This is a genomic window from Vibrio sp. 947, from assembly GCF_033339115.1.
GTDB classification, from domain to species: Bacteria; Pseudomonadota; Gammaproteobacteria; order Enterobacterales; family Vibrionaceae; genus Vibrio; species Vibrio alginolyticus.
In genome coordinates this window covers 81,578-104,796 of sequence record NZ_JAWOTX010000003.1, presented here as the reverse complement: position 1 = coordinate 104,796, position 23,219 = coordinate 81,578, and the positions used below count along the sequence as shown (strand labels likewise).

Here is a 23,219-nt window from a genome sequence, read left to right as displayed (position 1 = left end):
AAGTGCCTCGCGCTTTACGTTCTTTGATTTAGCGCTTCTTAAGATCATTCTTTATGGGGTTTCCATATTGAAATTCAATTTGGGAATTCGTTAACCCACCTAGCATTTTTATTTTGACAATCAATTTAAGGTACTGATTTAAAGCAATATTATTTCTGGTTCATATTTTGCTCTACTTCGTTAAACGGAATGTTGGAGGGACACAATATGACTTACAGAGCGGAAGTAGACGGATTAAGGGCGATTGCTGTCACGTTAGTGATTTTGTTTCATTCAGGAGTTGAGCAATTCGCTGGTGGCTTTATTGGCGTCGACGTGTTTTTTGTTATCAGCGGCTATTTGATCACCACCATCGTGATTAACGATTTGGAAAACCAGAAGTTCAGCCTCGGTGATTTTTATGAGCGACGCATTCGCCGCATACTTCCCCTGCTACTGGTGGTGATTGCCGTCAGCTATTTGATGTCTTGGTGGCTATTTTTGCCACAAGCACACAAAGACGTTGGTCAGTTCGCAGTGTCTTCTATTCTTTCTTCATCCAACATTCTTCTGTATTTAAAAGGCCACAATTACTTCGGTTTAGAAGATCAAGCCAATCCGCTATTTCACACCTGGAGCTTGGGCGTTGAAGAACAATACTACATTGTCATTCCTTTGCTACTCATGCTACTCGCTCGTGGCAAAAACGCGTTTTACCTGACTTTTTTCATCGCGGTATTTGCGCTGAGTTTGATGACTATTGTTTATTCGAGCAACGATCCTGATTTCGCCTTCTACATGATCTTCTCTCGTGCTTGGGAGCTGGCAACCGGTTCATTACTCGCATTGGTAATGAGAAAAGCCCAAGTTCAATCCAACGATACGCTGGCAACCATTGGCATCGTTTTGATATTGGCCTCTGCACTTTTGTTTGAAAAATCGCAAGATGGCGCGGGTATCACTTTGTTGGTGCCGGTCATCGGTAGCGCGTTAGTGATTTTGTTTGCCTCTAAAGACAATGTCTGCGGTAAATTGCTGAGCCTAAAATGGGTCGTGTTCGTCGGCTTAATCAGCTACAGCTTATACTTGTGGCACATTCCATTATTTGTCTTTTACCGCTACATGTTGGACACAACACAAGACGTCAATATCCCGCTTTACGTTATCGCTCTTTTTGTACTGTCTTACTTCACTTGGCGCTTTATTGAAAAGCCGTTCCGTAGCCGAAAAGCCATGAGCATGCGCACTGTGTCCGCGGTTATTGTGTTGTTGACGTTGCCCTTGCTAACGCTCGGCGTTATCGGTCATCAGAACGGTGGTTTTCCAGAAAGAAGCGCATTTTTCGAGGCCATGCGCGTTAACAACGGTTATGGTTTAGATTGCAACGGCAACACCAACGTTAACGATGTGTGCTCGTCTGCGCCGCAGCCCGCCATCGCTGTGTTAGGCAATAGTCACAGCATGGTTTACGTGAAGCGTCTATCCGAAGTAACACCAACTGGCGTGGTGCAACTTACTCAAGATTCCTGTGCGGTCGGTTATGTCGACACCATCAAAGGTGCTGGCTCAGTTCCTTGCCGACAGTTCTTTAATGAGGCTGTCGATACCATTCTAAGTACCCCTTCCATTCGTCGCGTTGTTATCTCTTCTAACTTCAATAAAGAGCTTTCACAAGCCGATTATGAAGCATCATTAACCAAATTATTGAATGAACTGAAAGGAAAGGAAGTGGTCGTTTTCGGTCCAACCCCTTCTGCACCGTTTGCGGTAGGAGAATGCCTTTGGAAAGCGCGTTTGTTTGGCGAGACAGAAGAGTCTGCCTGCGACTTTTCTCCCAAACAACATCACCCTCGAAACGTGGCGAAGTTAGTGAACTACTTTGAGCAATTTGAGCACGTTGAGTTTGTCGACTTGACCGATGCCATTTGCAGGAATGGCGTATGTCGAATGAAAGTTGGTACAAACAATGCGATGTATACGGATGACAGCCATTTATCTTACAAAGGTGCTGAGTTAGTGCTTGGGCATTACCACAACAGTACAAATGAAGCGCAACAGTTCACTTACGACCGACAATAACCAAGGAAATAAACTTTTATGCTTCAGCGCTTATCTCAGGTAAGCGCTGAATGCTTTAAAGCAAGACAAAGCTAGGCGTCTATTTGAAAATGCGCGGATCAAACGCGAAATCGAGCTTTTCGGCTTTCTTGATGATCTCTTTCATTTTGGGATGATTTGGATTCACCACGTAGTTTTTATCACGAGGTGAAATCGTTGAAGGCACTTGCAGCGCGGCAAACTCTGGATGAGGATCATTGAGAAACTGATCACCAATGTACTGCGTAGACTCGCTCGCCGGTATTGCTCGCCACGTCACAGGGAGATCTTCTTCATCTAAGGTGGCGATGAGGTATTCTGGCATTTCAATACGATATAAATCGTAAAGTTTGGTGATAGCAGGATCGTTGTTTACGTGCACAAACACTTCCAACGAGCAAAGGGATTCCGATTCAGAGAAGTAGAGGGCTTCGGTTCCTTTTGAGTTCCATCGCCCTCCAAATAACTTTGCGCCAACGGGGCTGAATGGCGTGTCAGCAAATTTCTTTTGTGTGAGACGATAGAGCTTCATATTACGAGAATACCCCGTGCTCTAAACGGCCGATCAAATCTTTTACGATTTCAAAATCCACCGTGGTCGAGACCATATCAAGTGGACGTTTTCCACCTAAGCCATACACATTCTCTCTCATCCATTTTAACGCGCGCTCTTCGTCGTCAAACAGTTCTGTCGCGAGTTTCAATAACATCGCTAATCGATAGATTGCATCACTTTCTTGCGTATTGAAGCGCTCATCGTTTTTTAGACGACGCTTGATCGTGCTAACAGGTATCAATGTGACGTTTTGAAACTCACTCTGAGAAAGCTTCACACGCTCAACAATATTGCGATACACCTTTGGCTCAAAGCCTTTGTGAACCGCATCAGTGCGACCTGTTTCAGCGTCTTCAATACCCAACATAAACCAGAAATTGGCTTTATGAGGTTGTTTCGGTTTGAAGCTTTTTAATGCTGCAGTTGCCATATCAAGCTCCTATGGTTCATATGGTCCAGTTATTATGGTTCAAATGAGCTTAACTTTCAATCAAAGTAACAATCAAAGTAAAAAGATAGGTAAAGAAAAAGGCGAGCTTTTCGCCCGCCTCTCTTACTTATTCATCAACCCATCTACCGACGGGCATCGTTTCACTTATTGCAAGTCAAAACGATCCGCGTTCATGACTTTCGTCCATGCGGCGATGAAGTCATGGATGAATTTTTCCTGATTATCATCTTGCGCATACACTTCCGCATACGAACGCAGGATCGAGTTTGAACCAAAGACAAGATCCACTCGAGTAGCCGTCCACTTCACAGCGTCGGTTTTACGATCACGGATTTCATATTGATTAGCACTCACTGGTTTCCACGTATATGCCATGTCAGTAAGGTTCACGAAGAAATCATTCGACAAAGTGCCGACTCGGTCAGTAAATACGCCCTCTTTTCCACCGCCGTAGTTACTGCCTAGAACGCGCATACCACCGATAAGTACCGTCATTTCTGGCGCCGTTAGTCCCATAAGCTGAGCACGATCTAATAAAAGCTCTTCTGGCTTAACCGCGTAGTCTTTCTTCAACCAATTCCGGAAACCGTCAGCAACAGGCTCAAGTACTTCGAATGATTCAACATCCGTCATCTCTTGGGTGGCATCACCTCGGCCTGGCGCGAATGGCACAGATACATCATGACCTGCGGCACGCGCAGCCAGTTCAATACCTACGTTACCAGCAAGCACGATAGCATCTGCAACACTACAGCCCTCTTCTGCTGCTATTTTTTCTAACACCGCAAGAACACGTCTTAGACGTTCAGGTTCGTTCCCTTGCCAATCTTTTTGCGGAGCCAAGCGAATTCTCGCGCCATTTGCACCGCCTCGGCGGTCAGAGCCACGGTAAGTACGCGCACTATCCCACGCCGTACTTACTAACTCACTAATGGATAGGCCACTTGCTTCGATTTTTGTTTTTACTAAATCAACATCGTAGTCTGTCTTACCTACGGGCGTTGGGTCTTGCCAAATAAGATCTTCGCTTGGCACATCAGGGCCGAAATAACATGATTTTGGTCCTAGATCGCGGTGTGTCAACTTAAACCAGGCACGAGCAAAAACGTCATCAAAGTACGCAGGGTCATTTTGGAACTTTTCTGCAATCTTACGATATTCAGGGTCCATTTTGAGCGCCATATCGGCGTCGGTCATGATTGGATTGTAGCGCTTAGAACCGTCTTCAACATCGACAGGCTTGTCTTGTTCTTCAATGTCGATTGGCTCCCATTGCCATGCACCTGCTGGGCTCTTTTTCAGTTCCCAGTCATACTTAAATAGTAGGTGGAAGTATCCGTAGTCCCATTGTGTAGGGTGTGTTGTCCAAGCACCTTCAATGCCACTCGTTACCGTGTCACGGCCAATACCACGTGTTTTGTGGTTAATCCAGCCAAGACCTTGCTCATGAACGTCTGCTGCTTCGGGCTCTGGGCCAAGGTTTGCGGCATCACCATTACCATGACACTTACCCACCGTGTGACCACCAGCTGTGAGCGCGACGGTTTCTTCATCGTTCATTGCCATTCGCGCAAAGGTCACTCGCATGTCATGTGCTGTTTTGAGAGGATCTGGGTTACCGTCTACCCCTTCAGGGTTCACATAGATAAGACCCATCATTACCGCAGCAAGCGGGTTTTCTAAATCTCGCTCACCAGAGTAGCGGCTGTTATCAGCGTCACTTGTGGCTAACCATTCTTGCTCAGAGCCCCAGTAAGTGTCTTTTTCTGGGTGCCAAATGTCCTCTCGTCCAAACGCAAAGCCAAAGGTCTTAAAACCCATGGATTCGTACGCCATGTTACCGGCAAGGACAATCAGGTCTGCCCAACTTAGTTTGTTGCCATATTTTTTCTTGATTGGCCATAAAAGGCGTCGAGCCTTATCCAGGTTGGCGTTATCTGGCCAAGAGTTGAGAGGAGCAAAGCGTTGGTTGCCTGTAGCAGCACCGCCACGGCCATCCGCAATACGATAACTGCCCGCTGCATGCCATGCCATTCGGATCATTAAACCACCGTAGTGTCCCCAGTCGGCAGGCCACCAGTCTTGGCTATCAGTCATTAAATCTTTTAAATCTTTTTTAAGTGCTTCGACATCTAGCTTTTTCAGTTCTTCTTTGTAATTAAAGTCCTGACCAAATGGGTTGGTTTTGGAGTCGTGTTGATGCAGGATGTCTAAGTTCAAGGCATTCGGCCACCAATCCATCACCGACTTATCTGTAGATGTTTGCCCACCATGCATAACTGGACATTTACCTACCGAACCGCCGTTTGCTTTGCTCATATAATGCTCCTTCGTGTCGTGGTTGTGGTAACCACTCTTTGTTATTCAATAAATCGAATATCCACCTCAAACAGCGTAGTTCATACACTGTTTTTTTAGTTAACGCCAAGTCAAAATTTCAAACATTTCAGCGAATAAATAATTGTTATCAAACATGTACCTATATGCAGAAAATATGGATAGAGATCAGTTTAAGTCCATACCTGAATACTTAATCCCAGACAGCCTCGCCATGTTGTGATCCCAGGTCGCTAAATCATGATGACTAAATTCATTCAGAGCGTGATGACCACACGCCCTCGCCATGACTTTCATGAGCTCGACCGAGGATTCGAAGAAATTTTTCAGTTGCTGGGATGACTTTTCAACGTCGAGACGCTGCCTCAAATCGGCATTTTGTGTCGCAATGCCTGCCGGGCAATTATTGGTGTTGCAGATGCGAGCCGCGACACAACCGACCGATTGCATCGCACTGTTTGCTATCGCTACTCCGTCTGCTCCAAGTGCCAACGCTTTGACAAAATCCGTAGGAACTCGCAACCCACCGGTGATGATTAATGTGACGCGGTCACTTACGCCTTTTTCATCTAAGTACTTACGTGCACGAGCTAATGCAGGGATGGTGGGAACACTAATATGATCACGGAACATAGTTGGCGCCGCACCCGTGCCACCACCGCGACCATCTAAGATGATATAATCAGCCCCAGCATCAAGCGCAAACTGAATGTCTTGCTCAATATGGTTGGCACTGAGTTTAAATCCAATTGGAATACCGCCTGTGATGCCACGAACTCTGTCAGCAAACTTTCTGAAATCGTGAGTAGTGTGAAGATCTTTGAACGTTGGTGGTGATATCGCTGGTTGTCCTTCGGGGATGCCTCTCACCTGAGAGATCTTACCTACATTTTTATTTGCAGGCAGATGACCACCCGTGCCCGTTTTTGCTCCTTGCCCACCTTTAAAGTGAAACGCCTGAACATTAAGAAGCTTAGATTCGTCGTAGCCAAATTGAGCACTAGCAAGCTCATAGAAATACCGTGAATTAGCGGCTTGTTCTTCCGGTAACATGCCACCCTCACCAGAGCAAATCCCAGTCCCTGCCAACTCTGCACCTTTTGCTAGTGCAATTTTCGCCTCTTCAGAAAGTGCGCCAAAACTCATGTCCGACACCAACAAAGGAATGGCGAGTCTGAGCGGCTTACGCGCGTTTGGTCCCACAATCAACTCGGTAGACACAGGAACGTCTTCCAACAACGGTTGTGTCGCCATTTGCGCCACCATAATTTGTATAGCATCCCAATGTGGTAGCAAATGCCTAGGAACCCCCATTGCAGCCATCGGACCATGATGACCGAGTTTAGAGAGTCCTTCTCTCGCTAATTGGTGGATAAACTCGAGGGTTGGTTCTTCTTGAGTAGCAGACGCCGTTGGTTTGTCTCTTTTCTCTCGCTTTTGTTCCGGTCCCTCTTTACCGACTTGCTCTGCGGTAAATCGCTTGTGTGTACCATCACAAAAAGGAGCATTGGCGGTATGCTTACATTGGCAGAGATAGGCATCTTCGTCTTTTTCCGCACTAAAGCTCATTGGCTTTAAGCCGGTTCCCGAATGAGACCCATCGCAGTAAGGTTGTTTTTTAGAACGCCCACATCGGCAGAAGTAATATTCTTGCCCTGCTTTCAACTCTACTTTGATCGGCTTGTTATCAGCGATGATTGGCTTGCTCATGTTGCCCCCTATTTATTATTGTTAACCATGCTTTCTCGCTGGCTTGCAATAAGCGTAGAACAGGAGCGTAAAGAGCGTCAGTGTCGCCGAGTAAAATGCGCGATTGTCGCCCGACTAACCTATACTTTTTATGGGTCTCATACACGTGGAGGCTATATGACGATTGCAACCCGATTAGATGAATATTTGACTGAGCATAACATTCACTTTCAAACCGTGAATCACAGCCACAGTCATAGCTCGCTACAAAGTGGTGTTGCAGCAGGTGTGCCTTTAATGAATATCGCAAAAGGTGTGATTCTAGAGGATCATGAAGGGCGTCATATGATGGCGGTCTTACCTGCCAACAACAAAATCAGTTTGTCGAGATTAAACGACGAATTTAATGCCACCTTCCACTTGGTGAAAGAGCGTATGGTTTACCGACTCTTCACCGATTGTGAACACGGCGCTATTCCACCGATTGGTAGCCCTTACCACATGTCGACAGTTTGCGATGAAAGGTTAGCAAATTTGGAACATGTCTATCTCGAAGCCGGCGATCATGAAACTCTGATTAAGCTGGATAGAAAGGCATTTAAAGATTTGATGAACGACTGCAAATACTTAAGATTCAGCAGTGAAGTTCTGCATTAAACTTGCCAAAGTATGTCGACATTTCGTGAAAAAGGCTCTTTCAACAAGAGCCTTTCTTTGTGCTTTATCTCAAACACTTAGCTTTCTGAGACTAACTTATTGCGATAAACCCGAGTCGGTCGCCCTACTTTCCCGTGTTCTAAAAATGCCACCAACTCACCGTGTCCAACGGCTTTATCCAAATAACGACGCGCCGTGCTCTTACTGATGGTTAAGCTTTCCGACACACTCAATGCGGTGTGCTCGACATGCACGTGCGTAAACAGATCCACCACCTGACGGAACATAAAAGGATCTAAACCAGCCAAATCCGTTGGCGTGCCTTTTCCAAGATGGAACAAATCATCAAGCTGCGACTGTCGAAAACTCTCTTGGCTACGCATATGGCTTTTAACCTTTGCGAAACGAAGCAAGCTTTCGGTTAGTCTTGAGTAATCAACGGGCTTGACTAAGTAATCAAATGCACCGAAACGATGGGCTTTTTGAACCGTAGATGCGTCATTGGCCGCCGTGACCAAAATGCATTCTGGTTTCTGGTCGCTCTCTAACCATTGATAAACCAGCTCGACACCTTGCCCGTCTGGCAAGTAGTTGTCGACGATGACCAAATCCGGCTTAGTATGCGTCACTAGCTGCTGGGCAATGTGAATACTACCAGCAATACCGACGACTTGATATTGTTCCACTTGCTCAATGAAATGGTGATGAAGCTCTGCAATGTTGGGATCATCTTCCACTATGACTACTTTTATCATCCTAACTCCTTGGGGAAATAGATCGTAAACGCGGTTTCTTGCTCGTCACTGTCCAACTCCATATGCCCATTGCCTTGCTCAACGATGGAACGTACAAGGTACATGCCTACTCCATGATCGGCTTTGTTTTGCTTAGTGGTAAAGCCCAATTCGCACAACGCATCAAATTCACTCTCGATCAGCGGGCCATTGTTCGAAACCTGAATGGTGTACTCGCAGGCCGATTCTGAAATACCGATGTGTACATGACCGTTCTCTTGTCCTTTCACCGCTTCCAAAGCGTTTTGAGCTAAATTGCCAATCAACCCACACAATTGTTCTTCTGACAAACGGCGAGACAGCGCGCTCAAATCACTTTGGCAGTCAATGCTCAGTGCCACACCCAGTTCGTTGGCTTTGCTCGCCTTTGCCAAAATCAAGGCTGACAAGGCCGGTCTGCTATTCAGCGCATGTAGCGAATCCAGTTGTGATTGACTGGCTTTCGCTTGCGACAAACAAACTGAAAGCGCTTTATCGTAAGCCCCCATTTGTAAGAGGCCCGAGATAGTCGAAAGCTTATTTTGATACTCGTGACGCGCAACGCGCATGTTCTCCATGTACTGCGTCACCTGACTGATTTTCTCCGAGAGTACGTGCATCTCATTTTGGTCACGCAAGCTAAACACTGCGCCATAAGGCTCACCTGTCGACGTACGAAGCGTAACTCGGTTCATCACCAAGTTTTTGCCATTCACGCGAATCAATCCATTAATGTAATCGTCACCTTTCAGCGAAAAACTTTCTGGGTTATCTATCCCATAGGTAAATACGTTACCAAGCTCTTGATGATAGTTGAGCATAGCGCGAGCGGAATCATTAATAAGATACAAACTTCCCTCGGAGTTTATCGCGACCAATCCTTCATACGTCGCTTGCAGCACGCCTTGATGCGTTTTTAATGCCTGCTTAAGCTGCCAAGGTTCTAACTCTTGCATTTGAGTTCGAACATAGCGAGAAAACTTCCAAGACAACCAAATACAAATACCGACGGCAATGATTCCGAACGATATCAAGGGCAATAACCGTTCGCTTGTCCAGAGATCCAAAGTATCAATCAAATAGCCAACTTTGATCATGCCAATCACATCGCCTTCATTGGAAAAAATGGGAGATATGTAACGAACCGATGGCCCTAAAGATCCCACGCCATAAGAAAGGTAGGACTCGCCGTTTTCCAGCGCTCTTTCAATGTCACCTCCCAGCACAGGCAAACCAACGCGTTCAGCGACAGGATGTGCCAGCCGAATTCCTGCGCGATCACTCACGGTGATAAAGTCCGCATCACTCACCGCCTGAACCGCATTGATGATTTCTGACGTTTTGCTTGCGCTACCAGCCCCAACAGCGGCGATAAGGCTGGACAATTGCGAGAGCTGCTGCGACTGAACTTGAGCACGCAGGCTGATTTGATGAGTGAGGATGTCGTCCAACTGATGAGCACTGTAACTCCACCAACTCAACATGCCCAATAGCATTACACCACTGAGCAATACCGCCAGTTGTTTAGTAAAAGAAAAGGAAGCAAACGGCACGATAGGATTCCAAGAAATGACTTGCCCTAAGCTTACCGCAATTCCTTATTCGACTTAGGGCCTCTCACCATGAATTTTGACGCGGATCTCAGTGGTAATTTTTATGACTTTTATTAATTTAATGCGTTTATTCTCAATTATTTTTCAAACAGATTTTGTCGTGACATGCAAATTGATAAAGAGCTCAAGTACGTCGTTGATGAAATTGATTTCTCTCAGTTTTTTGCCATTTCCAAACCCTATGATGAAGAAAAATAACTTGGAGATGGATGTATGAATAGTTCCCAAATAAAAATGCTCCTACTGGTCGCGATAGGCTGCATCTTATGGTTTATCCCAACCCCGGAAGGACTCACCGATCAAGCTTGGCAAATGATGGCGATTTTCGTCACCACCGTACTAAGCTTGATCCTCGCCCCACTTCCTCTTGGCGCGATGGCCTTGATGGGTTTGACGCTCGCGACACTGCTTGGCGTACTACCAATCAAAACCGCACTGACTGGCTTCGCTCACCCAACGATTTGGATGATTGCAGCTGCGTTCTTTATCTCTCGCGGTTTTATTACCACCGGCTTTGGTCGACGCGTCGGATACTGGTTTATCTCTAAACTTGGTCACAACTCATTAGGCCTTGCTTACGGCTTAGTGTTGACTGATTTGCTGTTTGCACCTGCAACCCCAAGTACCACAGCACGTTGTGGCGGTATTATTTCTCCGCTATTTCGCTCGGTTGCGAGTGCTTATGATTCCGACCCAGAAAAAGGTACTGAGAACCGAATCGGCGCATTTTTGGTGCAATGTATCTTCCAATGTAACGCGATTACTTGTGCGATGTTCCTAACCTCTATGGCAGGTAACCCACTCGCCGCTAACTTCGCAAAAGAACAAGGCGTTGAAATCACATGGGCTGGCTGGGCAACCGCGGCGATCGTCCCTGGTTTGTTGTGTTTGTTCCTCATCCCACTCGTGATGTACATGGTGTTTCCACCAGAGCTAAAAAAGACGCCAGAAATGCGTGAAATTGCGCGTCAAAAGCTGGCTGAAATGGGCCAAATGACGCGTGACGAGCTGATGGTTTGTATCACTTTTATCGGTATGGTTTCACTTTGGGTATTGGGCCCAACATTAGGCATTCATGCAACGGTTACGGCTTTACTTGGGTTAGTTTTCTTGCTTCTCACTCACACCATCACATGGGACGCCGTTCTTGGCGAAAAAGAAGCATGGCACACCATAACTTGGTTCGCTGTATTGGTAATGATGGCTGCGCAACTTAACAAACTCGGATTCATCAGCTGGTTCAGCGAGTCTATGGCCGAGTCACTGTCCGGCTTTGGCTGGGTGACAACCATCGTCGTGCTTCTTTTGGTTTACTACTACAGCCACTATTTGATGGCGAGTGCAATGGCACACATCAGTGCGATGTACTCCGCGTTCCTGGCAATTGCGATCTCTGCTGGCGCGCCTCCGATGCTTGCTGCGATTGTTCTTGGTATTTTCAGCAACTTGTATATGTCAACCACGCATTACTCGTCTGGCCCTGCGCCAATCTTGTTTGGTGCTGGTTTCCACACTCTGCAAAACTGGTGGAAAATCGGGTTTATCTTCTCACTCATCGTCATTCCAATCTTTGTTTTTGTTGGCGGTGCGTGGTGGAAGCTTCTCGGCCTTTGGTAATCCGCAATTTAGAACGCATAGAAACCAAAAAACCGCCCGTTTGGGCGGTTTTTTATCAATCCAATCACTATCGAACAAAAATCTTTTGAATCGCTTTTATCGCCATTGCTCTGCGACGCATTAAAGCCCCCGTCCTTGGCAGCCATTTCGGCGTGTGGAGTACGGTTTTCGCATGGCTAAAGGTTCTGAATCCTTCCACTCCGTGATAATGACCAATGCCCGATTGACCAATGCCACCGAAAGGCGCATCTTCAGCGCCAACGTGTAATACCGTGTCGTTAATGCCGACGCCGCCACTGTGTGTGTTGCGCACGATCTGTTTGATGGTCGATTTGTCGTCCGACATAACATACAGCGCAAGTGGTCTTTGGCGCTGATTAATGTAATCAATCGCTTCATCAACCGCATTGTAGGGCTTAACAGGTAGAAATGGCCCGAAGATCTCCTCTTGCATGATTCGCATATTCGGCGACACATCCGTGACCAAATGAGGATACAGAAGTCGTTCCTCTTGGGGCGACGCTTCAACAGTGTGAAGGTTAGCACCTTGCGCTTTTGCATCCTCAAGTAGCGCAGTCAAACGATCATATTGTCGTTGGTTGACAATATGGGTCAGCTTTTGATTCTTGTTGGATTTTAAATAGAGCTTTTCAAAACGTTTTAAGAATAGCGAAATGAACTCTTCGACACGTTCTTGCGGTACAAATGCGTAGTCAGGCGCGACACAAATCTGGCCTGCATTAATGCATTTACCAAACAAGATAGCATCAACGGCTTTCTTCATGTCTGCATCTTTTGCAATGATCACCGGGGACTTTCCACCCAACTCTAACGTCACCGGGGTAAGGTTTTCCGCTGCCGCTTTTGCCACTGCGCGACCAACACTCGTAGAACCCGTGAACAAAAGGTGATCGAATGGCAGTTGGCTGAATGCTTGTGCGACGTCTGCTTCACCCTCAAAAACTTCGACATACTCAGACAACCCACGGCAAACATCGACGATGACTTTATTGGTTTTTGGCGTAAATTCGCTGAGCTTCATCATCACGCGGTTGCCAGCAGCCAATGCTGTCACTAAAGGCGCAAGGCTCAAAATCACAGGAAAGTTCCACGGTGAAATGATCCCGACGACACCTAACGGTTGATACTGAACGGTGACTTTAGAAGGTGCGAGCAATAAGCCGGATTCGCGCTTGCTGGGTTTGCACCATTTTTTTAGTCGCTTGAGGGTATAATTAATATGCGAGACCGTTGGCAAAACGTCGGTCATAGCGGTATCAAATTCTGAGCGATAGCCAAAATCGTCACTTAACGCGTCAACCAGAGCTTGTTTGTTCTCAAGCAGCGATTTTTTTAACAAAACGAGGCGCTGTTTACGTTCATCCAAACTAGGATAAGGCTCGGCTGCATATGCCGCTTTTAAGCGTTCGAGGCTTTGCTGTAACAAGTTATCTACTTCAACCTCTGTGATTGCGTTCATGATGCTTCTCCTAGCCTAGTTTCTACCAATGACGCCCCAAGTTAACACGAGCGCAACAATGTTACTATTGTAGCGCTCGTGAAGTTAGAGTTCGAACTCTGATTAAAATATCTCTAGGGTGGATACTACGTCAAACGTAGTTCATAAATGCCTAGTCGTTGAGAGCGGTCAAGCATATCGAACTCATGATCAACGTATTCTTTTAATGTGGCGCCTGCACGCTCAGCAATATTGATGCTAGCGATGTTATCTTCCATACAATGGAACTGAATGAATTGTGCGTGCCCTTTCTTCTTCAAGAAAGGGATCAATACTGCGAGTACTTGATCAATCACACGATGGCCTCGCCCATTGTTAGCAAGCCAGTAGCCAATTTCAGTAACACGTGTATGTGAATCCACACCTTTAATGCCAATAACACCCGTAAGTTGCTCATCAAAATAAATTGCACACCAGTGGGAATCCAGCGCGTTACTGTTCACTCGCTGGGAAATGTAGTTAACGGCCTCTCTATGATTCGTGACAGAATCCGTCCAAGGTAGATAGCCCTCAAGGCTCTTTCGGTGAGTGTTCACAACCTCTAGTAAAGCGGACGCGTGTTTCGTGTTGAGCGGCTCAATTGAGACCCTTTGCGAGACGGAAAAACGCTTCTGTAAGTGATTTCCTTGATACGTCTCTTGGCATGTGACTTCATCCATAGATGTTATTCCTTTTTATTGTGAACGCTCAGCGCAAATCCTAACGCTTCATTTTATGAGAACAAACCTCTCTATAAAAACTAATCAAAGCCGTTGCCGTTCATTTAGCCCTTTTGATCGATCAGCGTAAATGGCGTTAGTGATGCCACATCTACATAATGTTTCCATACATGTTCATAGAGGTGATGCTGATTGGCAAACGGAGCCAGCTGCTTAGCTTCTTCAAGCGTACACCAGCGATACTCTGTATGCTCTTCGTTAAGAACAACTGATTGGTTAGGCGGACAAAATAGCACAAAACATGGGATAACCATGATACGGTTATTTTTTGCTTCGTAGAACTGCTCTAGAAAGTCTGCTGTATGTAACTCAACTTGGTCAATTAGTGTCTCTTCTTTTAACTCTCTTAAAATGGTTTGCCACCCGGCTTCACCCGCTTCGATACCACCTGCAACATGGCACCAATAGCCACCTTTTACGCGTTTGAGTAACAGCATTTTTTCTATGCCATCAATTTTTGAAATGACAACGCCTGAAACATGCGTTGCTTTTATCGGGATCATGTAAGCTCCTTAAATATCGGGTTTTTATTGTTACGCTGAAGAGAGGCAGATTAATTGCTACGTATTCTACTGTTTATTCATCTTGTCGACAGAAGTGTTTGAGTTGAGAGGATTTAATCGCTAACTAAGTATGATAAAGTGAGATCTGTCGCAACAAATGAGCAGTAAAATGTCCAATTCATTCAACACTATGATTCCCATCGGTGTGCGCTTTATGGTGCTTTCCGCGTTCGGCTTTGCTCTGATGTCGGCTACAGTAAAGCACGTCGGCAACTACGGTATCCCCGTTTTTGAAATCGTTGCAGCAAGAGCGCTCGTTTCACTTATCATTAGTTATTTCGATGTAAAGCGAAAACGAATTTCTGTATGGGGCAATAATAAGCCATTACTATTTGCACGCGGTGCTGTGGGCACGATGGCTCTGATGTGTGTATATTATTCAGTGACCACCTTACCTTTGGCAGAAGCGACGATATTCCAATATATTCATCCGGTATTTACTGCACTACTCGCCGTATTTTTCTTGAAAGAGCGCATCCAGCCGTCAACTTTCCTTTGTATTGCGTTGTGCTTACTCGGCATCTATATCATGGTAAGCCCAGAAACGGGGCAAGGCTCAGATAGCGCTTTACCAATGTTTAGCGTCATGATTGCGATCTTAGGCGCATTTGGTAGCTCAATTGCCTACGTCATTGTCAGAAAACTGAGTCAGACAGAAGACAGCTCAGTGATCATTTTCTATTTCCCGTTGGTTGCTCTCCCCGCTTCACTCTTACTGATTGGCGACGATTTTGTAATGCCCGATCTATATCTGACTTTCATGTTGGTTCTAGTTGGTGTCTTTACCCAAATTGGACAATTGGGGTTAACCAAAGCGATGCAAACTCAACAAGCGGGTAAAGCCTCCGCTTATTCGTATATCCAGATCGTATTTTCTGTGTTGTTAGGCATCATTTTCTTTGGCGAGGTTCCGATCATTTGGACGTACGTCGGTGGCGGTCTGATTGTTACAGGCGCATTAATTAATGCGTTTGGTCATCACTTACGGTTACCTTTTATTAAGCGCAACGCTTGATATACCTACCCAGAACCGTAAACACGACATTTAGAAAAACAGCCAGAGTGACTCTGGCTGTTTTGTGTTTAGCCTAACGTTAAGCTGATATTTTTAACCCTGCGATACCAGCGACAATCATTAGCAAGCTTAAGGCTTTGATAAGTGTTGCTGGCTCATTGAACAGATAAATACTCACGACTGCCGTGCCTATTGCGCCAATCCCTACCCATACGCCATAAGCAATGCCTAAAGGCAAGGTTCTTAACGCAATGCCAAGTAACCAAAAGCTCAATAACATAAAGACAATAGTGAATGCCGAAGCACCGAATTTGGTAAACCCTTGTGAATATTTAAGACCGACAGCCCATGCGATTTCACACAAGCCCGCAATGAAGAGAATTCCCCAAGCCATGTCACATTTCCCAACGAGATGGGGTCGTCCCCGAGAAAAGATAGAGCGGTGAGGTCGTCCTCACTTCTGATTGACTGCTTATTATATACAGAAATTTAAACATAAAAAATAAAACACGGCGATAAGCATACAACTCAAACATCTCATGCACGCTTAAATTCTACGCTTTTCTTTTTAACGGTGGCGGACTCTCTATTTCGCATCAATAACGACACCGTTTTTTAACAATTTACATATAACCTTCTGGTGTTGAAAGTGTTGCATTTATTGCACAAATCACACAAAAACTAATTGAAAATGTAAATATGAAAACGTTTGTGTGACTAATATCGCTTAAAACAATGACTGATGACTTTAATATTCAGCCGAATTAATTATAAGGTATGACGTACCCATGAAAGCAATCAAAACCTCTATCGCTGTCCTTGTTGGCGCCGCTCTACTATCTGGATGTAATGACGATACTGAATACGTCAATGTTCAGCCTAAAGAGGTAAAAATAGCGACTTACAACCTCTCTTTTGACCGCGCTACCTTCGAAACTTTGGTAGATGAAATGCAAATTGAACCAACGCAGCAAACTGCGTTGGTCACCTCTTATTTAGACGGTTCAATCGCAGCCGAAGACAAAACCACTGCGGAAAAAGTCATTCAAATTCGTAACGTTGCAGCAATCATTCAAAAGAATCGTCCTGATGTTCTTATGATGGCGGAATACAACAACGACGGAACAGGCGAAAACAAAGCAGCCATTGAAGGATTCCAGAAGAACTACTTGTCTGTCGCGCAAAGCATCAATGGCGCGGGCGGTGAAGCAAACCTTGAGCCTATTGAATACCCTTATGCTGAATCTTACTCAACTAATACAGGGTTGTTGAGTGAGTTTGATCTCGACAACAACGGAACCGCAGGTCAAATGCCAGGTGATGCATGGGGCTTTGGCATGTACCATGGTCAATATGCATTTGCCCTTATGTCTAAGTATAAAATTGACACGGCAAACACACGTACATTCCAAGCATTTAAATGGAAAGATATGGAAGGTGCGAAAATTCCAACCATTACTATCTGTGACGGTTCGCAAAAGATTCCAGACGGCATGAAGTGTGGTGATGAATGGTACTCAGCGGAAGAGTGGGATCAAGTGCGTCTATCTTCGAAAAATCACGTCGACGCGCCAATCATCATTCCAACACGCAATGGCGAGGAAGTTGTACACTTGTTGATGTCTCATCCTACTCCACCAGTATTCGACACCGGTAAAAACAAAGCGCAAAACGCAGCAGAAGTGGAGTTTTGGCATCATTACATTCAAGGCAAAGACTATTTTTACGACGATGCGGGTAAAACAGGTGGCTTAACGAACGGCGCTAAATTCGTAATGATGGGTGATCAAAACCTTGATCCAGTGGCTGGTGACGGTATTAGCTCTGTAATGCAAGAGCTGCACAACGATCCATTGGTTAACCAAACCGTGATGAATGGTGAGCTTTACCCAACAAGCTTTGGTGCAGCTGAACACGCTGTTGACCGCAGTTCAACTCACCCATATCCGAATCGCATCACTTCAACGTTTGGCTTAGGGGTAGACTATGCCTTGCCTTCAGCAAATTTGAATGTAATAGACTCTGGTGTGTACTGGTCAGCGTCTTATGAAGAGGGCCGTAAACTATTTAACGATGCACGTATCGGTAAGTATGGTGATGGTAAGGATGTATCTTCCGACCATCGCATGATCTGGATTAAAGCACAGTTCTAGACTGCATAAAAAAAGCCAACCACAAGGAGTCGTGATTGGCTGTATATATTTGTGAACAAGATGGTTCACTAACAACGTCAGTTGGCTAGGTGACCCTCGGCTTAGAAAGGGTCACTAATACTAAAGCATGAGGCGTGCCAACTTTTCAGCGCACAAAAACAGGTTGTTATTTAATCACTTTCATTAAAACTTAACCAATAGCTACTGTTTGCTCACAGAATAAATTGCAATTTGCAAACTACCATTGGCATTTCGCAATAAACCTGATCTTTAGCTCTTGCTTTTATTGCTTCCTAGCTAAGTCGCGTGCAAGGATTAACGCAAGTCCGAATACTTGCAAGAAGAGTCCGATATTCTTGTACCAAGCGATCTTTTCATCCTGCTTTGCCATTACCTCATTGAGCCCTACATTCTCAATGTAGTAATTATCGATGCGGTCTCTATACGAAGCTTGTGCCTGATTTATCTTTGACATTAGTTGCGGAAGTTGATCAATTTGTATTTCATCCGACTCGTTGTGAACCCAAGAAGATAAATGCCCTGCTAATACCTCTTCTAGCTCTAAAGGTATCGCTACGCTCTGACTTATGTGCACATGCAGCAGTAAAGCTTCTCTTTTCCTTTCTAGGGTTTCCACACTGTTCCATGCGAGTTGGATGGAATACAAGTTTTCTGCTGTTTGCTCTGCGAGCTGCGAGTGCTGTTTACCCAACTTATCAAGGACCAAGCTAGTAACGATGATCGCGCCAATATTCAGTACTAATCCAATCAGAACGAGTACCCAAGGTGGTGGAATGTAACGTCGCAGACTTACCATAACTTATCGTATGGCAGGTAAATCATATTTAACACAACCAATGAAAGTATCACCAGAAATGTCACCTGCATCCCTCTAATGCGCTTTTTCAAGTCTTTTTTCAATATGCCTTTAGCATGAATAACTCGACCAATTACAAAAATAATACCGGTGAGATGCATCCATGTTGGGTAAGCACTATTGAATTCTAAAAGTGCCATTAAAATCAGGGTGATGGGGATATATTCTGTCGCATTGCTCTGGGCACTACGAGCAACTTGTAGAGCCTCTACCCCACCATCGGCATAAGCAATTTGATTTAAGCGACGTTGCTTAATTACTTGAACAGCCAACCAAATAATGAGTATTGCGAGAATGTTGGCATACAGAGCTGTGATCATATGTCGTCCTTCTTGATCTGGTTTTCACTTATATAAGCGTGTCACTTGGCTATAACTATAGCGGTATCATTATGATAATGCGTCAAATAATCTCAAGTTATGATTTCTATTCGGGCAAAAAACGAAAGCCAATGCTTCATGACATTAAAAATGCCCTCGAATGGAGGGCATAAGAATAAAGAAGCTAATATGTGAGAATATTGAAACCACTACAAGGGGTGTTTGACCAGCTTTTTGCGCCGATGCCCTTTGATAATACTTTCAAAAATTGTGAACAACAGCCCTACCCAAATAAATGCAAAGGTCACCGCTTTCACTTCGTCAAACAACTCGCCAAAAAACATAACTGCCAACACAAACTGCAAGCTTGGCTCGATGTATTGCATTAGACCGACGGTTGATAAATTAGTTATACGTATTGCGATAGAATAAAATACGAGTGGTAAAAGTGTGATAGGTGCACTGCCAAAATACAAAAGCAATGTTGTGGTATCTTTGCCCGAAGCCAGTTCACCAGTTGCCCATTGTTTATAGAGCAAATATGCGAGTGCAACTGGAGTCAGTAACAACGCCTCAACAAACAAGGTTGTACTCCAGTCATAATTTATCTTCTTCTTGTACAGCCCATACAAAGCAAAGAACAACCCCATCGTTAGTGCGATAACGGGTAGCTGACCATAGTGAATCACTTGATACATAACACCAATTGTTGCCAGCACGATTGCAATAAGTTTGCCTTTTGAGAGCTTATCCCCAAGAATAAATACGCCCAGCGCAACAGATACTAATGGTCCAATAAAGAAGCCTAAGCTGGCATCGATGACCCGATGATGGGTCAAAGCCCAAGTGAACGCACTCCAAGAAATACACATCAAACTGCTCGCCACAAACGTGTACCACAAGGATTTTTTATCAAGCCAGATTTCTTTCCAATTCAGCCCTCGACGGGTTATCCCAAGTACAATTAGAAACCCGACAGGTACAGACCCAATGATTCGCCATGCTAGCAACTCATCCATAGAAGCATTTGGTAAATAACGATAATAAATTGGTAGCAATCCCCAGATCACAAAGGAGAATGCTGCCATAAAAGTGCCATAACGAGTGTTATTCATAAAACTATCGCCCATCTAAACGACCAATTTGGCGTAAGTAAACAAGTCCGCCTTACATAAAAAGGAATGCAATCCCGCAGTGACTTTATGATGCAGATGGCATTATTGGCTCAACGCTTGTACGACGGCAGTAAAGCCACTCACAAAACACAACACAAGTGCCCCAAACCGAATCTTTTCTTTTGGTAACGACTGGGTAGTTTTCATTGCTAGCCAGTAACCAAGCGCCGCAGCAGGTAATAGAGGAATAGTAATGACCAAATGATGCAATGTGAAGAAGCCCACTGGGATTTGTACTATTAGTGAAATAATCGAACTGAAAACAAAAAAAGCCGATAAATTACCGCGTAACTGATTCGCTTCTTGATGCTGCAACAATAACGCCATCGGAGGGCCTCCAATCGCAGAACTGGTACCAAACAACCCAGAAAAGAAACCAGCACATGTCATACGCGAAGGCGTAGGCTCAACCCGAAACGGTAAAACACTCACCAAGACTGCAAACAGCACCAACAAACCAATCCAAAGCGTGAGAGTTTGTGTAGATACAAAAAAGAGTAGCAAGCCACCAGCAATTGATCCCGGCACTCGCCCAATCAACGCCATCTTTAAGCCGCCGATTTCAACACTACTGCGGTGCTTCATCGCATTCATCAACGAAATAAATAACGCGACTAAACAGATTGGCGCAGGAACATATTCTGGCGCCCAAAGAATCAGTAAAGGTGCGGCAACAATAGCCAAGCCAAAACCGATTGCGGTCTGGACATAAGAGCCAAGAAATATCAAACCTATTGCAAGGAAGTTTATCGAATCGAATTCCATTTAGATTATTCTTATATTTGAAAAATAAACACAAAACCAAAGCACATTCACATGACGAATACCTCAGGCATACTGCGATATGAATTCCGCGTAGCATTCATCAAAGTGAATAAAAAGACAATCCATTTGTGCGGTTCGCCCTCATTTGCATTTTGTATTTCATTCCGCTGATGTACATGTTTGCTTACATCGAAGAGGATTCATGCTCGCCTGTTCACGCAGCATTTCTTCAGCGGAATTAATGACCTCTTAAAATCTAGCAGAATTAGACCCGTGAATTCTCCATTGCATTTAATGGATTCAGTCAATTAGTGCGGCGTCGGTATAGCACTTTACAACTCACCTCTTTATACTATTGATCGATTTATCATTACCGTGCTTATTTACACAATAAACAAGTGTACGGTCAGTGTTTTTCTACCTTTAACTTGCTGTGAAAATAATATGAAAAAACAAACGGGATTTACTCTAATAGAGTTAGTCGTAGTTATTGTCGTGCTCGGTATTCTTGCTGTCACTGCCGCGCCACGCTTTTTAAACCTTCAAAGTGATGCACGTGAAGCACGTTTGGAAGGAATGAAAGGCGCTATTGCGTCAGCATTAGGCGTGGGTTATGGGAAAATGGCGATTGCGGGATTGGAAAGCAAGCCTTACGTTTCAAACTTCGTAGACAGTGCTTTAATGGCAGATTTACCATTTGACGGCTGTAATATTGGTGGTTCAAAGCGCTGTGTTTTTTTATATGGATATCCTGATTCTGATAGCGAATCGATGAAGTTACTCGTGCAAGGACTGAACGAAGAAGACTCGGATTGGAAAACATTTCATCACCCGGCTGGTTCAACAACTCGCGAAATGGTCATTGCTGCAGCCGACGAAAAAAGAGCTAGCCTTACACAATGCGGAATTTTATATGGGCCACAGCAGACTCCAAACGAGAGTTACACCTTAGATATTCTTCCCTGCCCTCAATAAAAATAAGGCTGCCAATCGGCAGCCTTATTTGTTTCATCTGATCGGTTTTTTACGCAAAGTTAAACACGTATTTATCCATCATATTCACCATGCGGCCAATCTCTGGCTTGGTAATCGTATCATTTGCGCCAAGAGATAGTGCTTTCGCTCGGTTATCCTCACTCATCAATGACGAGAACATAATGATCGGCATTTCATGAAACGCTTCGGTATCGCGTAGTCTCTTCACTAAGTGCATACCATCCATTCGAGGCATTTCTACGTCCGTAACCACCGCATCTAATAGCTCTTTAACTGGCAAGTTTTCTTCTTTCGCGACCTCGATCAAGCTCATCAACTTCTCATGCGCCTCACCACCGTCTTTACATGTGATCACATTGTAACCTGAAGAAGCTAATGTATCTTGGATCAAAGAGCGAATAAATGCTGAGTCATCCACCACCATGATCGTTTTAGCATTACGCTTACCAACCATTCTCTGGTTGAGATCCACCGACTTGTCCCCTTTCACATCGTATTTTTCCATACTCAGTTCTGGGTTGATGTCTGCGATGATTTTTTCAAAGTCGAGAATCATGATCAGGTTGCCTTCTTTACGGACAACGGCTACTACACAATCTTGTTCGCCCGCTTCCAAAAACTGACTTGGTGATTCCACATCATTCCAAGAGATACGATGAATGCGAGAAATGCTGTCAATTAAGAAGCCATTGGTCATTCTGTTGAAATCCGTAACGATTACAAACTTGCGCTCCAGATCTTGTCGTGTTGGCACACCTAACCAACCAGCTAAATCCACTAAAGGCGTCAGTACATCTCTGGATGAGAACACACCAATCATATGAGGTTGTGCGTTTGGATAATCGGTTGTTTCTGGAACGCGAATCACTTCTCGTACTTTCGCAACGTTAATGCCGTAATAACAAGTTTTTGTGCTGCCATCTGGCAATGTTTTTTCTAAATGAAACTCGATGATTTCAAGCTCATTGGTACCACTTTCTGTCAAAATGGTGCTGGTTACGTTACTCATAAAGCCAATTATCCAACCAAAAATACGCATCAGAAAAAGTTTGATGCAAACGCCATGAGAAGCCATTCTCTGGCTAAAAATCCAAAAGTCCTTTTTAGTCGTTACAACAAAATTTGTAAACCATCAAAAGGACGGCTAACGCACATTTCCATACCAAACCATGTAAAATTGTCTCATTTTTGAACACGACATTATGAGTGGCCAAAGTGCGAATTAACACCTCCACTTTTAGCGGCCGAGTCAATGAAAAGTTTAGAAATAATTTGAAGTGATGTTCAGCGTCAATAGCCAAACCTATCCAACAGATATCAGTGCAAAGTTGGCTAGCGTGCTCATGCC

At 44.7% G+C, this 23,219-nt stretch carries 21 protein-coding genes; 6 read left to right on the top strand and 15 right to left on the bottom strand.

Going from position 1 to position 23,219, the window contains the following annotated elements; translation table 11 throughout:
• The first annotated feature begins 207 nt into the window (after positions 1–207).
• Positions 208–2,058, top strand: coding sequence for an acyltransferase family protein (locus R7Q39_RS04850; RefSeq protein WP_318075826.1), 1,851 nt, complete (start codon positions 208–210; stop codon positions 2,056–2,058).
• Between the two features lie 79 nt (positions 2,059–2,137).
• Here the strand turns inward: R7Q39_RS04850 and R7Q39_RS04845 are convergent, their stop codons facing one another.
• The 4 genes from R7Q39_RS04845 to R7Q39_RS04830 all read right to left on the bottom strand — a co-directional run bounded on the left by R7Q39_RS04845 (position 2,138) and on the right by R7Q39_RS04830 (position 7,130).
• Positions 2,138–2,608, bottom strand: a complete 471-nt coding sequence (locus R7Q39_RS04845) for an RES family NAD+ phosphorylase (protein ID WP_005376497.1) — start codon at positions 2,606–2,608, stop codon at positions 2,138–2,140.
• 1 nt (position 2,609) lies between these two features.
• Positions 2,610–3,062, bottom strand: a complete 453-nt coding sequence (locus R7Q39_RS04840) for an antitoxin Xre/MbcA/ParS toxin-binding domain-containing protein (protein WP_017820987.1) — start codon at positions 3,060–3,062, stop codon at positions 2,610–2,612.
• Between the two features lie 165 nt (positions 3,063–3,227).
• Positions 3,228–5,402, bottom strand: coding sequence for a catalase/peroxidase HPI (gene katG / locus R7Q39_RS04835; protein WP_318075825.1), 2,175 nt, complete (start codon positions 5,400–5,402; stop codon positions 3,228–3,230).
• Positions 5,403–5,588: 186 nt separating this feature from the next.
• Positions 5,589–7,130, bottom strand: coding sequence for a glutamate synthase-related protein (locus R7Q39_RS04830; protein WP_318075824.1), 1,542 nt, complete (start codon positions 7,128–7,130; stop codon positions 5,589–5,591).
• A gap of 156 nt (positions 7,131–7,286) precedes the next feature.
• On the opposite strand from R7Q39_RS04830, the gene R7Q39_RS04825 reads away from it, so the two are divergent.
• Positions 7,287–7,766 (top strand): aminoacyl-tRNA deacylase, encoded by a 480-nt coding sequence (locus tag R7Q39_RS04825; RefSeq protein ID WP_005486498.1) that lies wholly within the window; start codon positions 7,287–7,289, stop codon positions 7,764–7,766.
• 77 nt (positions 7,767–7,843) lie between these two features.
• On the opposite strand, the gene R7Q39_RS04820 is transcribed toward R7Q39_RS04825, so the two are convergent.
• Together R7Q39_RS04820 and R7Q39_RS04815 are read right to left on the bottom strand one after the other, a co-directional pair.
• Positions 7,844–8,521, bottom strand: coding sequence for a response regulator (locus tag R7Q39_RS04820; RefSeq protein WP_130545335.1), 678 nt, complete (start codon positions 8,519–8,521; stop codon positions 7,844–7,846).
• Positions 8,518–10,092 (bottom strand): sensor histidine kinase, encoded by a 1,575-nt coding sequence (locus R7Q39_RS04815; RefSeq protein ID WP_318075822.1) that lies wholly within the window; start codon positions 10,090–10,092, stop codon positions 8,518–8,520. The genes R7Q39_RS04820 and R7Q39_RS04815 overlap by 4 nt, the downstream gene beginning before the upstream one ends.
• A gap of 273 nt (positions 10,093–10,365) precedes the next feature.
• On the opposite strand from R7Q39_RS04815, the gene R7Q39_RS04810 reads away from it, so the two are divergent.
• Positions 10,366–11,769: an anion permease gene (locus R7Q39_RS04810; protein WP_237306301.1), complete on the top strand. Its 1,404-nt coding sequence runs from the start codon at positions 10,366–10,368 to the stop codon at positions 11,767–11,769.
• Positions 11,770–11,836: 67 nt separating this feature from the next.
• Here the strand turns inward: R7Q39_RS04810 and R7Q39_RS04805 are convergent, their stop codons facing one another.
• From R7Q39_RS04805 to R7Q39_RS04795, 3 genes are all read right to left on the bottom strand, one after another.
• Entirely contained in the window at positions 11,837–13,249 is a 1,413-nt protein-coding gene (locus R7Q39_RS04805; protein WP_318058257.1) for a coniferyl aldehyde dehydrogenase, read from the bottom strand.
• A gap of 125 nt (positions 13,250–13,374) precedes the next feature.
• The gene (locus tag R7Q39_RS04800) at positions 13,375–13,947 is read right to left on the bottom strand and encodes a GNAT family N-acetyltransferase (protein ID WP_318075820.1); all 573 of its coding nucleotides are present in this window, start codon (positions 13,945–13,947) and stop codon (positions 13,375–13,377) included.
• 104 nt (positions 13,948–14,051) lie between these two features.
• Complete coding sequence (locus R7Q39_RS04795; RefSeq protein WP_005376504.1) at positions 14,052–14,510, bottom strand: NUDIX hydrolase; 459 nt, start codon at positions 14,508–14,510, stop codon at positions 14,052–14,054.
• Positions 14,511–14,679: 169 nt separating this feature from the next.
• On the opposite strand from R7Q39_RS04795, the gene R7Q39_RS04790 reads away from it, so the two are divergent.
• Positions 14,680–15,585 carry a DMT family transporter gene (locus R7Q39_RS04790; RefSeq protein ID WP_005376505.1) on the top strand — a complete coding sequence of 302 codons (906 nt, stop codon included), beginning with the start codon at positions 14,680–14,682 and terminating at the stop codon, positions 15,583–15,585.
• Between the two features lie 79 nt (positions 15,586–15,664).
• Here the strand turns inward: R7Q39_RS04790 and R7Q39_RS04785 are convergent, their stop codons facing one another.
• A complete protein-coding gene (locus R7Q39_RS04785; protein ID WP_005376506.1) occupies positions 15,665–15,979 on the bottom strand; it encodes a DMT family transporter in 315 nt (104 codons plus the stop codon).
• 394 nt (positions 15,980–16,373) lie between these two features.
• On the opposite strand from R7Q39_RS04785, the gene R7Q39_RS04780 reads away from it, so the two are divergent.
• Positions 16,374–17,738 carry an endonuclease/exonuclease/phosphatase family protein gene (locus tag R7Q39_RS04780; RefSeq protein ID WP_017820992.1) on the top strand — a complete coding sequence of 455 codons (1,365 nt, stop codon included), beginning with the start codon at positions 16,374–16,376 and terminating at the stop codon, positions 17,736–17,738.
• 283 nt (positions 17,739–18,021) lie between these two features.
• On the opposite strand, the gene R7Q39_RS04775 is transcribed toward R7Q39_RS04780, so the two are convergent.
• The 4 genes from R7Q39_RS04775 to R7Q39_RS04760 form a co-directional block, all read right to left on the bottom strand.
• On the bottom strand, positions 18,022–18,555 hold the full coding sequence (locus R7Q39_RS04775) for a hypothetical protein (protein WP_064369285.1): 534 nt from the start codon (positions 18,553–18,555) through the stop codon (positions 18,022–18,024).
• Positions 18,549–18,935 (bottom strand): MAPEG family protein, encoded by a 387-nt coding sequence (locus R7Q39_RS04770; RefSeq protein ID WP_318075819.1) that lies wholly within the window; start codon positions 18,933–18,935, stop codon positions 18,549–18,551. The genes R7Q39_RS04775 and R7Q39_RS04770 overlap by 7 nt, the downstream gene beginning before the upstream one ends.
• A 209-nt stretch (positions 18,936–19,144) precedes the next feature.
• Complete coding sequence (gene rarD / locus R7Q39_RS04765) at positions 19,145–20,050, bottom strand: EamA family transporter RarD (RefSeq protein ID WP_318075919.1); 906 nt, start codon at positions 20,048–20,050, stop codon at positions 19,145–19,147.
• Positions 20,051–20,152: 102 nt separating this feature from the next.
• Positions 20,153–20,875, bottom strand: a complete 723-nt coding sequence (locus tag R7Q39_RS04760) for a sulfite exporter TauE/SafE family protein (RefSeq protein WP_047101431.1) — start codon at positions 20,873–20,875, stop codon at positions 20,153–20,155.
• A gap of 444 nt (positions 20,876–21,319) precedes the next feature.
• Here R7Q39_RS04760 and R7Q39_RS04755 point away from each other — a divergent pair, with 444 nt between their 5' ends.
• Positions 21,320–21,850, top strand: a complete 531-nt coding sequence (locus R7Q39_RS04755; RefSeq protein WP_318075818.1) for a prepilin-type N-terminal cleavage/methylation domain-containing protein — start codon at positions 21,320–21,322, stop codon at positions 21,848–21,850.
• 49 nt (positions 21,851–21,899) lie between these two features.
• Here the strand turns inward: R7Q39_RS04755 and R7Q39_RS04750 are convergent, their stop codons facing one another.
• Positions 21,900–22,880 carry a chemotaxis protein gene (locus R7Q39_RS04750; RefSeq protein ID WP_318075816.1) on the bottom strand — a complete coding sequence of 327 codons (981 nt, stop codon included), beginning with the start codon at positions 22,878–22,880 and terminating at the stop codon, positions 21,900–21,902.
• Positions 22,881–23,219: the final 339 nt, after the last annotated feature.